We start from the raw sequence: 19,058 nt of genomic DNA, 5'->3' as shown, positions 1-19,058 counted from the left end.
AGCGCCGCGCGCCTTCCCGTTTCGCTTCCGTCGGTTATTTCGCGATCGATCCGCTCTTCAGGCGGCCGAATGCCCCTTCGATCAGGGCCTTCTGCTGCTCGTAGTGCTTCGCGTAGTAGCCAACCGCCGGCGAGGCCGAAGCCGGACGGCCGCTGTATGCCAGCTTCTGCCCTTCCTTCATGCCTTCCTTCAGATGGTGCTCGACGTAGAACCAGGGACCCTGGTTCTGCGGCTCGTCCTGCACCCAGACCACTTCAGTCGCGTTCTCGTACTTCTTCATTTCGGCTTCGAACTGCTTGTGCGCGAACGGATACAGCTGCTCGATACGGATGATCGCGACGTCGTTCGCCTTCGCTTCGCGGCGATGCGCGACGAGGTCGTAGTACACGCGGCCCGAGCAGGCCAGCACGCGCTTGACCTTCTTCGCGTCGATGCCGCCGTCGGTTTCGCCCAGCACCGGCTGGAACGAACCCTTCGCCAGTTCCGACAGGTCCGACACCGCTTCCTTGTGACGCAGCAGCGACTTCGGCGTTGCGACGATCAGCGGCTTGCGGAACAGGCGGATCATCTGGCGGCGCAGCAGGTGGAAGATCTGCGCCGGCGTCGTCGGCTGAACGACCTGCATGTTGTGATCTGCACACAGCTGCAGGAAACGCTCGATACGCGTCGACGAGTGCTCCGGACCTTGCCCTTCGTAGCCGTGCGGCAGCAGCATCGTGAGACCCGACACGCGGCCCCACTTCACTTCGCCCGACGAGATGAACTGGTCGATCACGACCTGTGCGCCGTTGACGAAGTCGCCGAACTGCGCTTCCCACAGCACGAGCGTGTTCGGCTCGGCGGTCGAGTAACCGTATTCGAAGCCCAGCACCGCTTCTTCCGACAGCACCGAGTCGATCACCGTGAACTTCGCCTGGCCTTCGGCGATGTTCTGCAGCGGCACGTACGTACCGTCGTTCCAGCGCTCGCGGTTCTGGTCGTGCAGCACCGCGTGACGGTGCGTGAACGTGCCGCGGCCCGAGTCCTGGCCCGTCAGGCGTACCGAGTAGCCCGATGCGACGAGCGACGCGAACGCGAGGTGTTCGCCCATGCCCCAGTCGAGCGGCTGGTCGCCACGCGCCATGTTGCGGCGGTCGTTGATCACGCGCTCGACGAGCGGGTGGACCTTGAAGTTTTCCGGGACCGTCGTGATGCGCTCACCGAGGCGCTTCAGTTCGGCGAGCGGCACGGCCGTGTCGGCTGCATCCGTCCACTTGCGGTTCAGGAACGGAACCCAGTCGACCGCATACTTGCTCTTGTAGTTCGACAGGACCGGGTCGACCGTGTGGTGACCGTCGTCCATCGCCTTGCGGTATGCCTTCACGTAGTTGTCGGCATCTTCCGCGGTGATCACGCCCTGCTGCACGAGCTTCTCGGCGTACAGCGCACGGGTGCCCGGGTGCTGCGCGATCTTCTTGTACATCAGCGGCTGCGTGACGGCCGGCGTGTCCTGCTCGTTGTGACCCAGCTTGCGGAAGCAGACGATGTCGATCACGACATCCTTGTGGAACTGCATCCGGTAGTCGATCGCGATCTGGATCGCGAGCACGACGGCTTCCGGATCATCGCCGTTCACGTGCAGCACCGGCGCTTCGATCATCTTGACCACGTCGGTACAGTACAGCGTCGAGCGCGCATCGCGCGGGTCCGACGTCGTGAAGCCGATCTGGTTGTTGATGACGATGTGCAGCGTGCCGTGCGTGCCGTAACCGCGCGTCTGCGCGAGGTTCAGCGTTTCCATCACGACGCCCTGGCCAGCGAAGGCCGCGTCGCCGTGGATCTGCACCGGCAGCACTTGCAGGCCGTCTTCGTCGCCGCGACGGTCCATACGCGCCTTCGCGGAACCTTCGACCACCGGGTTCACGATTTCGAGGTGCGACGGGTTGAATGCGAGCGACAGGTGGACCGGGCCGCCTTCCGTCGACACGTCCGACGAGAAGCCCTTGTGGTACTTCACGTCACCGGCCGGCAGGTCGTCGACGTGCTTGCCTTCGAATTCGGCGAACAGGTCGGCCGGCATCTTGCCCAGCGTGTTGACCAGCACGTTCAGACGGCCGCGGTGGGCCATGCCGATGATGATTTCCTGCACGCCGCTCTTGCCTGCGTGCTGGACGACTTCGTCCATCGCCGCGATGAAGCTTTCGCCGCCTTCGAGCGAGAAGCGCTTCTGGCCGACGTACTTGGTATGCAGATAGCGCTCGAGGCCTTCCGCTGCCGTCAGGCGATTCAGGATGTGCTTCTTCTTGTCGATCGAGAACGACGGCGTCGCACGGGTCGACTCCAGGCGCTCCTGCCACCAGCGCTTCTGTTCCGGATCGCTGATGTACATGTACTCGGCGCCGATCGTGCCGCAGTACGTGTCGCGCAGACCCTTGACGATGTCACGCAGCGAAGCCTGGTCGAAACCGAAGTACAGGTTGCTTGCGCTGTACGTCTGGTCGAGGTCGCCTTCGGAGAAGTCGTAGAACGCGGGTTCGAGTTCGGGAATGGCGGGACGTTCGCGACGCTTCAGGGGATCGAGATTGGCCCATTGCGAGCCGAGGAAGCGGTAGGCGCTGATGAGCGACTGGACGTGGACCTGCTTGCGCGCGGTCGCGAGGTTGCTCGTGCTTTCGCGCGGGATGAAGGCATTGGCCTTCGCGCGCTCGGCGAACGATTCGACGATCGGGAAATGAGCGACGTCATTGGCATTCGAGCCGTCCGTTGCAGGCACGTTCTGCAGCGCGTCGAAATACTCTCGCCAGTTCTCCGGCACCGACGCCGGATTGTTGAGATATGCATCGTACAGTTCTTCAACGTACGAAGCATTGCCGCCGAACAGATAGGAGTTCAGCTGAAACTGCTTCATTACATCTGACATTTTACGCTCACCTTTCTTCGAGCTTCTCGAGAAATAGCGGGTTACTCAACCTTCCGCGACACGGCCTGACCGTTTAGCGGATTGCGAATCAAGTCTTGCTTGGAAGGACCTAAAACTTGCGTGCGCGCAGCATATCACAGAACCGATACCGGAGTTCACGGGGAAATGTGCCTGAAAGCACCGCGCGACGGGGTTTTGCCGGATTGCCACGACCTGCGGGAACAGTGTTTTGCGGGTAATCCGGTTGCGCATCGCGCAGATGCGGAAAAGGCTGCCCGAAGGCAGCCTTTTCCGTGACGCAGCGAACGGTCGAAATGCTTAGTCGACCGCACCTTCGCGGCTCGCGCGGCGACGCTCGTGCTCCTTCAGGAAGCGCTTGCGCAGGCGGATCGACTGCGGCGTGACTTCGACGAGTTCGTCGTCGTCGATGAATTCGACCGCGTATTCCAGCGACATCTGGACCGGCGGCACGAGACGCACGGCTTCATCGGTACCCGACGCACGCACGTTGGTCAGCTGCTTGCCCTTGATCGGGTTCACGACGAGGTCGTTGTCGCGGCTGTGGATGCCGATGATCATGCCCTCATACAGCGCGTCGCCCGGCTTCACGAACATGCGGCCGCGATCCTGCAGCTTCCACAGTGCGTAGGCCACCGCTGCGCCGTCGTCCTGCGAGATCAGCACGCCGTTGCGGCGCTCGAAGACCGAACCGTCCTTGACCGGCGCGTACGAATCGAAAATGTGGCTCATCAGGCCCGTGCCGCGCGTGAGCGTCAGGAATTCGCTCTGGAAGCCGATCAGGCCACGTGCCGAGATCTTGTATTCCAGACGCGTGCGGCCGCGGCCGTCCGACGCCATGTCGAGCATTTCGCCCTTGCGGCGGCCGAGCTCTTCCATCACGCCGCCCTGGTGTTCGTCTTCGAGGTCGACGGTCAGCAGTTCGTACGGCTCGTGACGCACGCCGTCGATTTCCTGCATCACGACGCGCGGACGCGACACGGCCAGCTCGTAGCCTTCGCGGCGCATGTTCTCGACGAGAATCGTCAAGTGCAGTTCGCCGCGGCCCGACACTTCGAACACCGTTTCGTCGCCGGTGTCCTTCACGCGCAGCGCGACGTTGTGGTTCAGTTCCTTCATCAGGCGGTCGCGGATCTGGCGGCTCGTCACGAACTTGCCTTCGCGGCCCGCGAGCGGCGACGAGTTGACGAGGAAGTTCATCGTCAGCGTCGGCTCGTCGACGGTGATCATCGGCAGCGCTTCCGGCGTGTCGACCGCGCAGATCGTCGCGCCGATGCCGACGTCTTCAATACCGTTGATCAGCACGATGTCGCCCGCTTCGGCCGACTCGACCTGCACGCGCTCGAGACCCTTGAACGACAGCACCTGGTTGATCTTGCGGTTCAGCACGTCGCCTTCCGGGCCGAAGCGCATCACGACCGGCTGGCCCGGCTTGATGCGACCGCGCGTGATGCGGCCGACGCCAATCCGGCCGACGTACGTCGAATAGTCGAGCGACGTGATCTGGAGCTGCAGCGGCGCTTCCGGATCGGCCGGGCGAACCGGCACGTGCTCGAGGATCGCCTCGAACAGCGGGCGCATGTCGCCGTCGCGCGCAGCCGGGTCGAGCGATGCGTAGCCGTTCAGGCCCGACGCATAGACGATCGGGAAGTCGAGCTGCTCTTCGGTCGCGCCGAGCTTGTCGAACAGGTCGAAGGTCTGGTTGATCACCCAGTCGATCCGCGCGCCCGGGCGGTCGATCTTGTTGACGACGACGATCGGCTTCAGGCCGAGCGCCAGCGCCTTCTTCGTGACGAAGCGCGTCTGCGGCATCGGGCCCTCGACGGCGTCGACCAGCAGCAGCACCGAGTCGACCATCGACAGCACGCGCTCGACTTCACCACCGAAGTCCGCGTGCCCCGGCGTGTCGACGATGTTGACGTGCGTGCCTTCGTATTCGACCGCGCAGTTCTTCGCGAGAATCGTGATCCCGCGCTCCTTTTCGATGTCGTTCGAGTCCATCACACGCTCGGCGACTTGCTGGTTGTCGCGGAAGGTGCCGGACTGGCGAAGCAGTTGGTCGACGAGCGTCGTCTTGCCGTGGTCGACGTGAGCGATGATGGCGATATTGCGAAGGGCGCGGGTCATAGAAACCTGGAAATCGTTTGAACGCGCAAACGCGCCCGCTCGTTTTCACGGGCGCGCGCTGTTGCAGCTTGGAAAGCCACAAATTATAGCACGTGAGAATGTCGAGAGCGGACGGACACGTCGCGACGCGACAAAACCGCGCCCGTCCGCCCTCCCCTCGAACCGGCGAAGCATTCGAACGTGCCGCCGCCCGGCAGCCAATAAACCTTACTCACGCAAGGGATTTTCGCACTGCAAAGCGCACCCGTTGCCGTTCGATTAACATTTGCCGCGGCAAGCAATTGTGCCTATACTGCTGCCTAGTCAACTATTGCAGCTTCAGGGTTTTATGTCGGATTCTTCTACCCAACCGCCCGTTTCGCCGCTGTCCACGTATCAGATGAACGACAGCGTCGGCTATCTGATGTCGCGCGTGAAATCCGTGATGACCAACCTCGTCACGCAACGCACGCAGGAAGAGCTCGGCATCACGGGCACGCAGGCGAGCATGCTGTTCATGATCGCGGTCGGCAAATGCTCGACGGCCGCCGAGCTCGCGCGCGAATACGGGATCGATGCGAGCGCGGTCACGCGCCTGCTCGACCGGGTCGAGAAACGCGGCCTGCTGTCCCGCGTGCGCAGCATCGAGGATCGTCGCGTCGTCCGCCTCGAACTGACCGACGAGGGCCGTGCGCTCGCCGAACGGCTGCCGCCCATTTTCCGCAGTGTGCTCGACCAGGTGCTGGACGGGTTTACGCCGGAAGAAGTCGGGTTCCTGAAGAGCATGCTGCGCCGCATTCTCAGCAACTATTGCGAGACGGCCGGCAGCAGCATCGCGTAATAGTTGCCATAACAATTACTTTTGACAGATTAATGTAAGGAAATCCTTGCAGTGTCCATCATTCATTCCGAGTCAGGGGTCAGCGCGATGAAATCCTCCCCGTTGTCCGTGCGCGGCGGGTCGTACCGCGCTGCCGTTGCCGCCGCGGTCGCCGCATTCGCACTGGCAGGCTGCGCAAACTACATCGGCATCAAGAGCGACAAGCAGATCGCACCCGCCTCGCAATTCGAGTCCGCCCAGAGCATCCCGGCCCAGGGCGGCCAGTGGCCGGCGCTCGACTGGGCCAACCAGTTCGGCGATCCGCAACTGCCGAAGCTGATCGACGAAGCGCTGCAGGGCAATCCGTCGATCGCGCAGGCGCAGGCACGCATCGCGAAGGCGTCGTCGTACATCGAATCGTCGCGTTCGAACCTGATGCCGAAGGCCGAGGCGAGCTATTCGTGGACGCGCGAGCTGTATTCGTCGAACGCGCTGTTCCCGCCCCCGTACGGCGGCCAGTGGTACAGCGAGAACAACGCGCTCGCGAGCGCGTCGTGGGAACTCGACCTGTGGGGCAAGAACCGCGAACGGCTGCACACCGCCGTGTCGCAGGAAAAGTCCGCGGAAGCCGACATGCAGCAGGCGCGCATCACGCTCGCGTCGTCGGTCGCACGCACCTACAACTCGCTCGCGCAACTCTATGCGCTGCGCGACATCGCGCAACGCGAGATCACCAACCGCCAAACGGTCGGCAAGATCACCGACGGCCGCGTGTCGGCCGGCCTCGATACCAACGTCGAACGCCAGACGGCCCGCGGCAACATCGCGACGACGCAGGCTTCGCTGTCGGACCTCGACGGCCAGATCACGACGGTGCGCTACCAGCTCGCCGCACTGCTCGGCAAGGGTCCGGATCGCGGGCTGCAGATCGCCGCGCCCGTGATGAACCCGACTGCTGAGGTCGCGCTGCCCGGCAACCTGCCGGCCGATCTCGTGTCGCGCCGCCCCGACATCGTCGCCGCGCGCTGGCAGGTCGAGGCCGCGATGCACGACGTCAAGGAAGCGAAGGCCGAGTTCTACCCCGACGTGAACCTCGCGGCCGGCTTCGGTTTCGATGCGTTCGGCTGGGGCAAATTCCTGAACTTCGCGAGCCGCCAGGCCCAGTTCGGCCCGGCGATCCACCTGCCGATCTTCGATGCCGGCGCGCTGCGCGCGCAGCTCAAGGGGCGCTATGCGGACTTCGACCTGTCGGTGGCGAACTACAACCAGACGCTGATCAGCGCGCTGAACGACGTCGCGACGCAAGTTGCATCGATCCGCGCGATCGACCGCCAGATGGGCGACGCGCAGAACGCGCTCGACGCGTCGACGCGCGCCTACGATCTCGCGGTGATCCGCTACAAGGCCGGCCTGTCGCCGCAACTGCAGGTGCTGACCGCAGACAGCAACCGCCTCGCCTCCGAGCAGACGGTGACCAACCTGAAGATGCGCCGTCGCGACATGCAGCTCGCATTGATCAAGGCGCTGGGCGGCGGGTTCGATGCGACCGGTACGCCGCTCGCCGCGCCCGACGCAGCCAAGCCGACAAAACAGGCCGCCAACTGATCCGGCGCCACCACTACGCAGACACTCGAAATAACGGACGGAGAAAATCGCCATGAGCGACCAACAAAACGCGGCCAGCGCGCAGCCGCAGAACAACGGCAAGCGCAAGCGAATGATGACGCTGCTCGTCGCGGTCATCGTGATCGCGGCTATCGCGTACGGCCTCTATTACTTCCTCGTCGCCCGCTTCCATGAAGGCACCGACGATGCGTACGTGAACGGCAACGTCGTGCAGATCACGCCGCAGGTCACCGGCACCGTGATCGCCGTGAAGGCGGACGACACGCAGACGGTCAAGTCCGGCGACCCGCTGGTCGTGCTCGACCCGGCCGATTCGCAGGTCGCGCTGCAGCAGGCGGAAGCCAACCTCGCGCAGACGGTGCGCCAGGTGCGCGGGCTGTTCGTCAACGACGATCAATACCGCGCGCAGGTCGCGCTGCGCCAGTCCGACCTGTCGAAGGCCCAGGACGACCTGCGCCGCCGCGTGGCCGTCGCGCAGACGGGCGCCGTGTCGCAGGAAGAAATCTCGCATGCACGCGACGCCGTGAAGGCCGCGCAGGCATCGGTCGACGCCGCGCAGCAGCAGCTCGCGTCGAATCGCGCGCTGACCGCAAACACGACGATCGCATCGCACCCGAACGTGATGGCCGCCGCCGCGAAGGTCCGCGACGCGTACCTCGCGAATGCGCGTAACGTGCTGCCGGCGCCGGTCACCGGCTACGTCGCGAAGCGCTCGGTGCAGGTCGGCCAGCGCGTGTCGCCGGGCACGCCGCTGATGTCGGTGGTGCCGCTGAACGCCGTGTGGGTCGACGCGAACTTCAAGGAAGTCCAGCTGAAGCACATGCGCATCGGCCAGCCGGTCGAGATGACGGCCGACATCTACGGCTCGTCGGTCACCTACCACGGCAAGGTCGTCGGCTTCTCGGCCGGTACGGGCTCTGCGTTCTCGCTGCTGCCGGCGCAGAATGCGACCGGCAACTGGATCAAGGTCGTGCAGCGCCTGCCGGTGCGGATCGAGCTCGACCCGAAGGATCTCGACAAGCATCCGCTGCGCATCGGCCTGTCGATGCAGGTCGACGTGGACATCAAGGACGAACGCGGCGACCAGCTCGTCAACGCGCCGAATACCGTCTACGAGACCAACGTGTTCGCGAAGTACGGTGACGAAGCCGACGCCGAAATCGCGCGCATCATCGCCGAGAACGCCGGCGGCAACGCGTCGGCCCCCGTCGCGGCGAAGCCGACCAGCGCCGCGAAAATGATGTAATCGTTCCGACTCCGGAAAGACAACCGACATGGCACAGGCTCCTGTCTCCTACCCGCCCTTGCAGGGCGGGAAACTTTTGCTCGGGACGGTCGCGGTATCGCTCGCGGTGTTCATGAACGTGCTCGACACGTCCATCGCGAACGTCGCGATCCCGACCATCTCGGGCGATCTCGGCGTATCGTCCGACCAGGGCACGTGGGTCATCACGTCGTTCGCGGTTGCAAACGCGATCTCGGTGCCGCTGACGGGCTGGCTGACCGATCGCTTCGGGCAGGTCCGCCTGTTCCTCGCCTCGATCATCCTGTTCGTCATCTCGTCGTGGATGTGCGGCCTCGCGCCGAGCCTGCCGTTCCTGCTCGCATCGCGCGTGCTGCAGGGCGCGGTCGCGGGCCCGATGATTCCGCTGTCGCAAGCGCTCCTGCTGTCGAGCTATCCGCGCGCGAAGGCACCGATGGCGCTCGCACTATGGGCAATGACGACGCTGATCGCACCGGTCGCCGGCCCGATCCTGGGCGGCTGGATCTCCGACAATTACTCGTGGCCGTGGATCTTCTACGTCAACATCCCGGTCGGCATTGCCGCCGCCGCCGCGACGTGGATGATCTACCGCGATCGGGAATCGGCCGTGCGCCGCGCGCCGATCGACGGCGTCGGCCTCGCGCTGCTGGTCGTCTGGGTCGGCTCGCTGCAGATCATGCTCGACAAGGGCAAGGATCTCGACTGGTTCGCGTCGACGACCATCGTCGTGCTCGCGCTGACCGCCGTCATTGCATTCGCGTTCTTCGTCATCTGGGAGCTGACCGCCGAGCACCCGGTCGTCGACCTGTCGCTGTTCCGCATACGGAACTTCACCGGCGGGACGGTCGCGCTGTCGATCGGGTACGGCCTGTACTTCGGCAATCTCGTGCTGTTACCGCTGTGGCTGCAGACCCAGATCGGCTACACCGCGACCGACGCCGGCCTCGTGATGGCGCCGGTCGGGTTGTTCGCCATCCTGTTGTCGCCACTCACCGGGAAGTATCTGCCGCGCACCGATCCGCGGTTCATCTCGACGGCGTCGTTCCTGACGTTTGCGCTGTGCTTCTGGATGCGCTCGCGCTACACGACGGGCGTCGACGAATGGTCGCTGACGCTGCCGACGCTCGTGCAAGGTATCGCGATGGCCGGCTTCTTCATCCCGCTCGTGTCGATCACGTTGTCCGGCCTGCCCGGACACCGCATTCCTGCGGCGTCCGGCCTGTCGAACTTCGTGCGGATCATGTGCGGCGGCATCGGCACGTCGATCTTCCAGACCGCGTGGGACCATCGCAACAACTTCCATCACGCGCAACTGGTCGAGCAGGCGAACCCGTACAACCCGACGTTCAACCAGGCCGTCACGCAGATGGGCAACCTCGGGTTGACGCCGGACCAGGCACACGGGCTCATCAACAACCTGGCGACGCAGCAGGCCGCACAGCTCGGCGTGAACGATCTGTTCTACATCTCGGCGGCGATCTTCGTATTGCTGATCGGACTGATCTGGATCACCAAGCCCGAACGCGCGGGCGGCGGCGATGCCGGGGCGGCCGCATCGGCGGCGCACTGAGCACGATGCCGCAACGCTGACGCATCAAACAAAAAAGCCCGGTCGATTCGACCGGGCTTTTTCTTGTGCCGATTGCGGCGCATTGGCGCCGCTACATCAGGCCGCCGTCACGACGAGCCGTTCCGGTGCCAGCACGCCATTCGCCTTGCGTGCCACGCCGAGCAGCCGCGTGGCGTCGTACACGCGCACGCGCTCGCCGTCAGCCGCTTCGATCGGCCCGAGTTCCGACAGCGGCAGGCGCTGGCCATGCAGGAACCGCTTCGCGGACGCATCGTCGAGACGAACGGACGGGAATGTCGACAGCAACGCATCGACCGGCTGGAGCCACGCATCACGCGCCGATTCGGCCGCATCCGACAGCGCATCGAGCGTCACCGCGTGTTCGAGCGTCAGCGCACCGACGCCCGTGCGACGCAGCATCGTCAGATGCGCACCGCAACCGAGCGCCTCGCCGATATCTTCCGCGAGCGTACGCACGTACGTGCCCTTGCTGCAGGTCACGCGAAACGTCACGTCGGGCAGCTCGCAAGCGAGCAGCTCGAGTACATGGATCGTCACGTTGCGGCCTTCCCGCTCGACGGTCTGGCCCGCGCGCGCGTATTCGTACAACGGCTTGCCGTCGCGCTTGAGCGCCGAATACATCGGCGGCACCTGCACGATCTCGCCAGTGAAACGCACGAGCGCGGCTTCCACCGCGGCCCGGTCGCATTCGACGGGCCGCGTGTCGATCACGTCGCCTTCCGCATCGCCGGTGGCCGTGCGCTGGCCAAGACGCATCGTCGCTTCGTAGATCTTGTCAGCCTCGAGCAAGTCCTGCGAGAACTTGGTCGCCTCGCCGAAACACAGCGGCAGCAGGCCCGACGCCAGCGGATCGAGCGTGCCGGTGTGACCGGCTTTCTTCGCGAGGAGCAGGCGCTTCGCGCGAATCAGCGCATCGTTGCTCGACAGGCCGACCGGTTTGTCGAGCAGGAGGACGCCGTCCAGCATGCGCCGGGGTACGCGTGGACGTTGGGGTGCTGCAGTCGTCATAGGCCGGTCGAGTTCAGTCGTCCTTGGCCGGCGCGTCGGCCTCGTCGTCGTCCTTCGCGCGCGTCGAGTTCGCTTCCTTGATCAGGCGCGACATCTCGACGGCCTTCTCGATCGTCTGGTCGTAATGGAAATGCAGCGTCGGCACCGTGTGAATGTGCAGGCGCTTGAACAGCAGGTTGTGCAGGTGACCCGACGCGTGATTCAGCGCCTCCTGCGTCTTTTCCGGATCGCCGGTGAGCGCAGTGAAGTAGACCTTCGCGTGCGCGTAGTCCGGCGTGAGCTCCACGCTCTGGATGGTCACGATGCCGATACGCGGGTCTTTGACCTCGCGCATGATGAGTTCGGACAGATCGCGCTGAATCTGGTCGGCGATCTGAACGTTGCGATTGGGGGAAGTACGTTTCCTGGACATGATCGATCCGTGATCCGTTTATCAGGATAAAGCGGCGGCCATTGTCGGCACGCCACCATGAAAATGGGCGGGACAGGCCCAAGCCTGCCCCGCCCATGAGCCGATGCGCGACGATTACAGCGTACGCGCGACTTCGGTCACTTCGAAGACTTCGAACTGGTCGCCTTCGACGATGTCGTTGAAGTTCTTCACCGACATACCGCACTCGAAGCCTTGCTTCACTTCCTTCACGTCGTCCTTGAAACGCTTCAGCGATTCGAGTTCGCCCGTGAAGATCACGACGTTGTTGCGCAGCACGCGCACCGACGACGAGCGCTTGACGATACCGTCCGTCACCATACAGCCGGCGACCGCACCGATCTTCGGCACCTTGAAGACCTGGCGCACCTCGACCATGCCGGTGATGACTTCGCGCTTCTCCGGCGCCAGCATGCCCGACATTGCCGCCTTCACCTCATCCACTGCGTCATAGATGATGTTGTAGTAACGGATGTCGATGCCGTTCGCCTCGGCCAGCTTGCGTGCCTGTGCATCCGCACGCGTGTTGAAGCCGATGATGACCGCCTTCGATGCCGTCGCGAGGTTGACGTCGTTTTCGCTGATGCCGCCCACCGCGCTGTGCACGATCTGTACGCGCACTTCGTCGGTCGACAGCTTGAGCAGCGACTGCACGAGTGCTTCCTGCGAACCCTGCACGTCTGCCTTGATGATGAGCGGCAGGTTCTGCACTTCGCCTTCGCCCATCTGTTCGAGCATGCTTTCCAGCTTCGCGGCCTGCTGCTTCGCCAGCTTCACGTCGCGGAACTTGCCCTGGCGGAACAAGGCGATTTCACGCGCCTTGCGCTCGTCCGGCAGCACGATCACTTCTTCACCGGCGCCCGGCACTTCCGACAGACCCTGGATTTCGACCGGGATCGACGGGCCGGCTTCCTTCGCCGGCTTGCCGTTCTCGTCGAGCATCGCCCGAACACGGCCGTAAGCGGTACCGGCCAGCACGATGTCACCGCGGTTCAGCGTACCGGACTGCACGAGGATCGTCGCGACCGGGCCTTTACCCTTGTCGAGCTTCGCTTCGATCACGATGCCCTTGGCCGGCGCTTCGACCGGTGCCTTCAGTTCCAGCACTTCGGCCTGCAGCAGCACGTTCTCGAGCAGATCGTCGATACCCGCGCCCGTCTTGGCCGACACCGGCACGAACGGCGAATCGCCACCGTACTCTTCCGGCACGACGCCTTCCGCGACCAGCTCCTGCTTGACGCGATCGGGGTTTGCGTCCGGCTTGTCGATCTTGTTGATCGCCACGACGATCGGCACACCACCCGCCTTCGCATGGGCGATGGCTTCCTTCGTCTGCGGCATCACGCCGTCGTCGGCTGCCACCACCAGCACCACGATGTCGGTCGCCTTCGCGCCGCGTGCACGCATTGCCGTGAACGCTTCGTGACCCGGCGTATCGAGGAACGTGATGACGCCACGCGGCGTGTCGACGTGATAAGCGCCGATGTGCTGCGTAATGCCGCCCGCTTCGCCAGCGGCAACCTTCGCGCGGCGGATGTGGTCGAGCAGCGAGGTCTTGCCGTGGTCGACGTGACCCATGACCGTGACGACCGGCGGACGCGGCAGTTGCTCCGCATCGGTACCCGTTTCGCCTTCGACGAGCAGCGCTTCCGGATCGTCCAGCTTCGCGGCAACCGCGCGGTGGCCCAGTTCCTCGACGATGATCATCGCCGTTTCCTGGTCCAGCACCTGGTTGATCGTGACCATCTGGCCCATCTTCATCATCACCTTGATGACTTCGGAGGCCTTGATCGACATCTTGTGCGCGAGATCGGCAACCGACACGGTTTCCGGCACGTGCACTTCACGGACGATCGGTTCGGTCGGCGCCTGGAACGTCGAGCTGTCCTGGTGACGGCCGCGACCCTTCGGGCCGCCGCGCCAGCCGCGGTCGACACCGCCGCTCGAATCGCCGCGCGTCTTGATGCCGCGGCGCTTCGACGCGTCGTCCTGCCAGCCGCCCTTGCCTGCGCCCGGCTTCTTGTTGCGGTCGCCCGCGCCTGCCGGCGCCTGCGTTGTTGCCGGGGTGGCAGCACCGGCCGGCTTCTTCACGGCCGGACGCGCCTGCGCGCCTTCCGGCTTCGCCGGCTTGTGCAGCGTACCCTTCGCTTCGGCCGGCTTCGGCGGCTCGACCGGCTTCGGCGGCTCGACTGCCTTGACCACGGCCTTGCGCGGCGTGTTCATCATTTCGCGGATCGCGCGTGCTTCGGCTTCTGCCGCCGCGCGACGCTTGCTGATCTCTTCCTGCTCGGCGCGCGCCTTGTCCGCCGCCTCGCGGGCTGCGTCCTCGGCCTTCTTCGCCGCTTCGCGCTGGGCCGCACGTTCGGCGGCCGCACGGGCTTCGTCCTGCGCGGACTGTGCGCTTGCCGTTTCCTGCTCGGCCGCGGCGGCCTGCTGCGCTGCCGCCTGCTGCTGTGCTGCGGCAGCTTCGGCCGCGGCACGCTTCGTCGCCGCTTCTTCCTCGGCGCGACGGCGCTCGGCTTCAGCCGCTTCCTCGCGGGCGCGGCGTTCGGCTTCTTCGCGCTCCAGGCGCTCCTGGCGCTCGCGCAGTTCCTGCGCCTGCTTCTCGAGCAGCTCGGCCTCGCGGCGCGCTTCTTCCTCGCGACGCTTCAGTTCGGCATCGTCGTCCGCTTCGGCGACCTGCGCCTGACCCTGTTCCGCACCCTCGCTCACGTCGTCGCGTTTGACGAACGTGCGCTTCTTGCGGACCTCGACCTGAATGGTGCGAGCCTTGCCCGTCGCGTCAGATTGCTTGATCTCCGACGTATGCTTGCGGGTCAGCGTGATCTTGCGCTTGTCGCCGTCGGTTGCGCCGTGCGACTTGCGCAAATGATCGAGCAGACGCGCCTTGTCCGTTTCGGACAGCGCATCGTCTTCACTCGCTTTCTGGACGCCCGCTGCCTGCAGCTGTTCGAGCAGCACACCAGCAGGCATTTTCAGTTCCGCGGCAAATTGGGCTACGTTGTTACTCGCCATTCATTCCTCTTAGTGCAAGGACCGATTCCTTGCGGTTAGCATCGGGTCAGGCCATACGGCCGCCATCAAATCAGTGCGCCATGGTCATTTCTCACTGGAACCAATGTTCACGTGCTTTCATGATCAACGCCTTAGCGGCATCCTCTTCCATTCCGGTCAGGTCGACCAGTTCATCCACTGCAAGCTCGGCGAGATCGTCCCGCGTCTGCACACCGTGTTCGGCCAGCTTCGCGAGCAGCTCCGGCGTGATGCCGTCGAGGCTCTTGAGATCCAGCGCGGCGTTCTCGACCTTTTCTTCGTTCGCGATAGCCATCGTCAGCAGCGCGTCGCGTGCGCGGTTGCGCAGTTCGTGCACGGTGTCCTCGTCGAACGCTTCGATTTCGAGCATTTCGTTGAGCGGCACATAGGCGATCTCTTCGAGGCTCGTGAAGCCTTCGTCGATCAGGATGTCGGCAACTTCTTCGTCGACGTCGAGACGCGCCATGAACAGTGCACGCAGCCGGTCGCGCTCTTCACCCTGCTTCAGGGCGGATTCGTCCGGCGTCATGATGTTGATTTGCCAGCCGGTCAGTTCACCGGCGAGGCGAACGTTCTGACCACTGCGGCCGATCGCGACAGCCAGCTCGTTCTCGTCGACGACGACGTCCATCGAATGCTTTTCTTCATCGACGACGATCGACTGGACAGCTGCCGGCGCGAGCGCGCCGATCACGAACTGGGCGGGATCCTCCGACCATAGCACGATGTCGATGTTTTCGCCACCGAGCTCGTTGCGCACGGCCTGCACGCGCGAACCGCGGATGCCGACGCAGGTGCCGATCGGATCGATCCGCTTGTCGTAGGCGATCACGCCGATCTTCGCGCGCACGCCCGGATCACGGGCAGCCGCCTTGATCTCGAGCAGGCCCTGCTCGATTTCCGGCACTTCCATCTCGAACAGCTTCATCAGGAACTCGGGCGCCGTACGCGACAGCTCGATCTGCGGGCCGCGCGCGGTGCGGTCGACCTTCGCGATGTACGCACGCACACGGTCGCCCACGCGCAGGTTTTCCTTCGGGATCAGCTGATCGCGGCGCAGCAGCGCCTCGACACGGCCCGATTCGACGATGAAGTTGCCCTTGTCGAGGCGCTTCACCGTACCGGTCATGATCTTTTCGCCACGCTCGAGGTAGTCGTTCAGGATCTGCTCGCGCTCCGCGTCGCGCACCTTCTGCAGGATCACCTGCTTCGCGGCCTGCGCGCCGATGCGGCCGAACTCGATCGACGGAACGGGTTCCTCGACATATTCGCCGACTTCGACGTCGGGCTTCTGCTCACGCGCTTCGAACAGCAGGATCTCGCGATCCGGCTCCTGCAAGCCTGCCTCGTCGGGCACGACGAGCCAGCGACGGAAGGTTTCGTGCTCGCCGCTTTCGCGATCGATATGGACGCGGATTTCGGCGCCTTCGTCGAACAGCTTCTTGGAAGCGGAAGCGAGCGCAGCCTCGAGGGCGCCCAGCACCACATCCTTGTCGACGTTTTTCTCGCGCGCCAGCGCATCCACCAGCATCAACACTTCGCGACTCATTATTTGCGGCTCCTAAAGTCAACTTGCGGAATCAGGCGGGCTTTGTCGATATCGGCCAGCGTGAAATCCAGCATGGCTGCCTCGCCCTTCTTCCCCTCAAATTCCAAACCGATCGTTTCGCCATTCGGCGCGTGCAGAATGCCCCGGTACGTCTTGCGCCCGTCCAGCGGCTTTTTCAAGGTCACGGAGACTTCGCTGCCAGCGAAGCGCTCGAAGTCGGCCAGCTTCTTCAACGGGCGGTCGAGCCCCGGGGACGAGACTTCGAGCCGTTCGTAATCGATGTTTTCGACCGTCAAGACGTGCTGGAGCTGACGCGTGACCTTTTCGCAATCTTCGAGCGAGATGCCGGCAGGCTGATCGATATAGATGCAAAGCATGCCGCGCCCGGTGCGCTCGAGATCCACCAGCTCGTAGCCGAGCCCGGTGACCGTGGTTTCTATCAGTTCCGTCAGTTGCACTGTGTCCTCTCAGGTGTTCGCGCCCGCCGCTCGCGATTCACCCGCGGGCGCGCGCCTTAGCCGGCGCAGGAAGCGCTACCCGAGATGCCTAACCGTTTCAGCAAAAAAAAATGGGCGGAACGCCCATCTTCTTACTGGTGGTCGCACCTGAGCCGCACATTGAATCCGTACGCCCAGCGACTCCGCGATTATAGCGATTTTTGGCGCAAACGCCAAGCCAGCCGGTAAAAGCAGCGCGTCGCCCGCCTTTACCGACCCAAAAATGCGAAATCGGGTTATCCGATCAGCCGGCACGCCATCCTGCCGGGCCGGAGATCGGTCATGCCGACTGCAATGCAGCGGCACGCGACATATATATAGTCGAAAGCGATCGGCGCATTGCGTCGTGCCGGCAAAACCGGCGGGATGCCGATCGGGCCGGCACGCCGGCGGCTTTGCGCCGCCGTGCGCCGATATATGTTCAGCGGCTGCGCGTGCGGCTGCGCTGCGGACGCTGGCCGCCGCGCGGACCGCCGCCGTTGCCGGCGCCTTCAGCGCGATTGCCGTTCGGATTGCGATTGCCGCCGCCCTTGCTGCCGCCGCGCTTGCCGCCCGCGCCTTCGCGCTTGGGGCCTGCACCGTACGACGCGCGATTGCCGTCGACATCGCGGCCGCCGCCCGCACGGTTGCCGTCGCGACCGCCCATGCCACCGCGGTTGCCATCGCGACCGCCGCCGGCACGGTTACCGTAGCCCGACGGCGAAACCGGCAGGCTGCCGTAGCCGCTCAGACCCGGCAGGCCAGGCGCGCCGCGCCGGCCGCCACCGCGACGCGGCTGGTCGAGTTGCCCGTGCGTCGTCAGCACCGGCTCACGACTGATGAAACCCATCGACGTTTCCATCGGATCGGGCTGACGGCGCTCGGCAGCGCCGGTACCGCCGCGCTTGCCCTTCTCCTCGGTCGGCGCCTTCAGGCCGACGGTCGCCATCAGCTTGCGCACCTGCGCGTCGTCGAGTTCTTCCCAGCGGCCGCGCTTCAGGCCGCGCGGCAGCGGGATCGGGCCGTGACGCGTGCGGATCAGGCGGCTCACCATCAGGCCGACCGCCTCGAACATCCGGCGCACTTCGCGGTTGCGGCCTTCGGCCAGCGCGACGTGGTACCAGTGGTTCGTCCCTTCGCCGCCGCCATCGCGGATGCGCAGGAAATTCGCCGGGCCGTCGTCGAGCTCGACGCCGTGCAGCAGCTTCTGCCGCATCCCTTCAGCCAGCTCGCCGACGACACGCACCGCATACTCGCGCTCGACGCTGTAGCGCGGGTGCATGAAGCGGTTCGCGAGATCGCCCGAAGTCGTCAGCATCAGCAGACCTTCGGTATTGAAGTCGAGGCGGCCGACCGCAAGCCATTTCGCCGTCTTCATCGGCGGCAGGCGATCGAACACCGACGGACGGCCTTCCGGATCCGCGTGGCTGACGATCTCGCCCGTCGGCTTGTGGTACAGCAGCACGCGCGGCGGCTTGTTCGGCAGCTTGCGCTTGACCGGCTTGCCGTTGATCCGCACCTGATCGGTCGGCATGATGCGCTGGCCGATGTGTGCAGGCTCGCCGTTCACCGACACGCGACCGGCGACGATCAATTCTTCCATTTCGCGGCGCGAGCCCATGCCCGCCTCCGCCAGCACCTTGTGCAGCTTCGGCGCGTCGTCGTCCGGCGACAGCACGCGCTTGTTCGCCGGCTGGTTGCGGCCGCGGCGCAGCATCGGCGCACGCACGCCGCTGCCGCCCGCGGAATTGTCCGCGTCGAATGCCGGCGACGTCACGTACGCGAACAGCTCGTCCTGGGACGCATCGCCTTCCGCCTTCGCCGGGCCGCCTTCGGCCTTCGGCGCACCGCGCCGGCCCTGGCCAGACTTGGCCGCACCTTCGCGCTTGCCGGCCGGCTTGCGGCCGCCCTTGGCCGCACCTTCCTTGTTGCGCGGCGCACGCGCCGGCTGCGCTTCGGCAGCCTCGGCCGACTGCGCATCCGCGCCTTCGCCGCCCGGCTGCTCGCCTTCGCCCTTCGACTTGGCTGCCGCGCGGCGCCGCGCGATCAGGCTGCGCGGGCCGCGCCGCAAACCGCGGCGGGGACGCTCGTCGCCACCGGCCGAAGCGTCCTGCTCCGGCGCATCGTCGGCGCGTGCTGCCTGCACGGCAGGCGCGGACGATTCAATATCGTGGATATCTGTCAAAACAACCTCAAAATGTCAGGTCTCGCGCCCGGCGCGGGCGCGGCAAGATGTTG

12 protein-coding genes are annotated in these 19,058 nt (G+C 64.9%); 4 read left to right on the top strand and 8 right to left on the bottom strand.

The window, feature by feature from the left end; translation table 11 throughout:
- Window positions 1-34: 34 nt before the first annotated feature.
- Window positions 35-2,899, bottom strand: a complete 2,865-nt coding sequence (locus U5798_RS29305) for a 2-oxoglutarate dehydrogenase E1 component (protein WP_124454839.1) — start codon at window positions 2,897-2,899, stop codon at window positions 35-37.
- A gap of 318 nt (window positions 2,900-3,217) precedes the next feature.
- Window positions 3,218-5,044 carry a translational GTPase TypA gene (gene typA, locus U5798_RS29300; RefSeq protein ID WP_124454837.1) on the bottom strand — a complete coding sequence of 609 codons (1,827 nt, stop codon included), beginning with the start codon at window positions 5,042-5,044 and terminating at the stop codon, window positions 3,218-3,220.
- Window positions 5,045-5,372: 328 nt separating this feature from the next.
- Here typA and U5798_RS29295 point away from each other — a divergent pair, with 328 nt between their 5' ends.
- The 4 genes from U5798_RS29295 to U5798_RS29280 all read left to right on the top strand — a co-directional run bounded on the left by U5798_RS29295 (window position 5,373) and on the right by U5798_RS29280 (window position 10,303).
- On the top strand, window positions 5,373-5,864 hold the full coding sequence (locus U5798_RS29295) for a MarR family winged helix-turn-helix transcriptional regulator (RefSeq protein ID WP_124454835.1): 492 nt from the start codon (window positions 5,373-5,375) through the stop codon (window positions 5,862-5,864).
- A gap of 87 nt (window positions 5,865-5,951) precedes the next feature.
- Complete coding sequence (locus U5798_RS29290) at window positions 5,952-7,448, top strand: efflux transporter outer membrane subunit (protein ID WP_124454833.1); 1,497 nt, start codon at window positions 5,952-5,954, stop codon at window positions 7,446-7,448.
- Between the two features lie 52 nt (window positions 7,449-7,500).
- Window positions 7,501-8,715, top strand: coding sequence for an efflux RND transporter periplasmic adaptor subunit (locus U5798_RS29285; protein WP_124454831.1), 1,215 nt, complete (start codon window positions 7,501-7,503; stop codon window positions 8,713-8,715).
- Window positions 8,716-8,743: 28 nt separating this feature from the next.
- On the top strand, window positions 8,744-10,303 hold the full coding sequence (locus U5798_RS29280) for a DHA2 family efflux MFS transporter permease subunit (protein WP_322083986.1): 1,560 nt from the start codon (window positions 8,744-8,746) through the stop codon (window positions 10,301-10,303).
- Between the two features lie 96 nt (window positions 10,304-10,399).
- On the opposite strand, the gene truB is transcribed toward U5798_RS29280, so the two are convergent.
- The 6 genes from truB to rluB form a co-directional block, all read right to left on the bottom strand.
- Window positions 10,400-11,332, bottom strand: a complete 933-nt coding sequence (gene truB / locus U5798_RS29275) for a tRNA pseudouridine(55) synthase TruB (protein WP_322083985.1) — start codon at window positions 11,330-11,332, stop codon at window positions 10,400-10,402.
- Between the two features lie 13 nt (window positions 11,333-11,345).
- A complete protein-coding gene (gene rbfA / locus U5798_RS29270) occupies window positions 11,346-11,744 on the bottom strand; it encodes a 30S ribosome-binding factor RbfA (RefSeq protein WP_034190142.1) in 399 nt (132 codons plus the stop codon).
- Between the two features lie 114 nt (window positions 11,745-11,858).
- Window positions 11,859-14,777 carry a translation initiation factor IF-2 gene (infB, locus tag U5798_RS29265; RefSeq protein ID WP_124454825.1) on the bottom strand — a complete coding sequence of 973 codons (2,919 nt, stop codon included), beginning with the start codon at window positions 14,775-14,777 and terminating at the stop codon, window positions 11,859-11,861.
- Window positions 14,778-14,868: 91 nt separating this feature from the next.
- Complete coding sequence (nusA, locus tag U5798_RS29260; RefSeq protein ID WP_048020756.1) at window positions 14,869-16,344, bottom strand: transcription termination factor NusA; 1,476 nt, start codon at window positions 16,342-16,344, stop codon at window positions 14,869-14,871.
- On the bottom strand, window positions 16,344-16,802 hold the full coding sequence (gene rimP / locus U5798_RS29255; RefSeq protein ID WP_011351796.1) for a ribosome maturation factor RimP: 459 nt from the start codon (window positions 16,800-16,802) through the stop codon (window positions 16,344-16,346). The genes nusA and rimP overlap by 1 nt, the downstream gene beginning before the upstream one ends.
- 460 nt (window positions 16,803-17,262) lie before the next feature.
- Complete coding sequence (gene rluB / locus U5798_RS29250; RefSeq protein WP_322083984.1) at window positions 17,263-19,005, bottom strand: 23S rRNA pseudouridine(2605) synthase RluB; 1,743 nt, start codon at window positions 19,003-19,005, stop codon at window positions 17,263-17,265.
- Between the last annotated feature and the right edge of the window lie 53 nt (window positions 19,006-19,058).

The sequence above is a fragment of the Burkholderia sp. BCC1972 genome, from assembly GCF_905339605.1.
GTDB lineage: Bacteria > Pseudomonadota > Gammaproteobacteria > Burkholderiales > Burkholderiaceae > Burkholderia.
Note: the sequence above shows the minus strand (reverse complement) of the source record. Positions and strands in the feature narration are given on the sequence as shown.

Bases quoted from the DNA above. Each gene is read 5' to 3' on its own strand.
- U5798_RS29305 (WP_124454839.1), bottom strand. From the start codon at position 2,899: ATGTCAGATGTAATGAAGCAGTTTCAGCTGAACTCCTATCTGTTCGGC.
- typA (WP_124454837.1), bottom strand. From the start codon at position 5,044: ATGACCCGCGCCCTTCGCAATATCGCCATCATCGCTCACGTCGACCAC.
- U5798_RS29295 (WP_124454835.1), top strand. From the start codon at position 5,373: ATGTCGGATTCTTCTACCCAACCGCCCGTTTCGCCGCTGTCCACGTAT.
- U5798_RS29290 (WP_124454833.1), top strand. From the start codon at position 5,952: ATGAAATCCTCCCCGTTGTCCGTGCGCGGCGGGTCGTACCGCGCTGCC.
- U5798_RS29285 (WP_124454831.1), top strand. From the start codon at position 7,501: ATGAGCGACCAACAAAACGCGGCCAGCGCGCAGCCGCAGAACAACGGC.
- U5798_RS29280 (WP_322083986.1), top strand. From the start codon at position 8,744: ATGGCACAGGCTCCTGTCTCCTACCCGCCCTTGCAGGGCGGGAAACTT.
- truB (WP_322083985.1), bottom strand. From the start codon at position 11,332: ATGACGACTGCAGCACCCCAACGTCCACGCGTACCCCGGCGCATGCTG.
- rbfA (WP_034190142.1), bottom strand. From the start codon at position 11,744: ATGTCCAGGAAACGTACTTCCCCCAATCGCAACGTTCAGATCGCCGAC.
- infB (WP_124454825.1), bottom strand. From the start codon at position 14,777: ATGGCGAGTAACAACGTAGCCCAATTTGCCGCGGAACTGAAAATGCCT.
- nusA (WP_048020756.1), bottom strand. From the start codon at position 16,344: ATGAGTCGCGAAGTGTTGATGCTGGTGGATGCGCTGGCGCGCGAGAAA.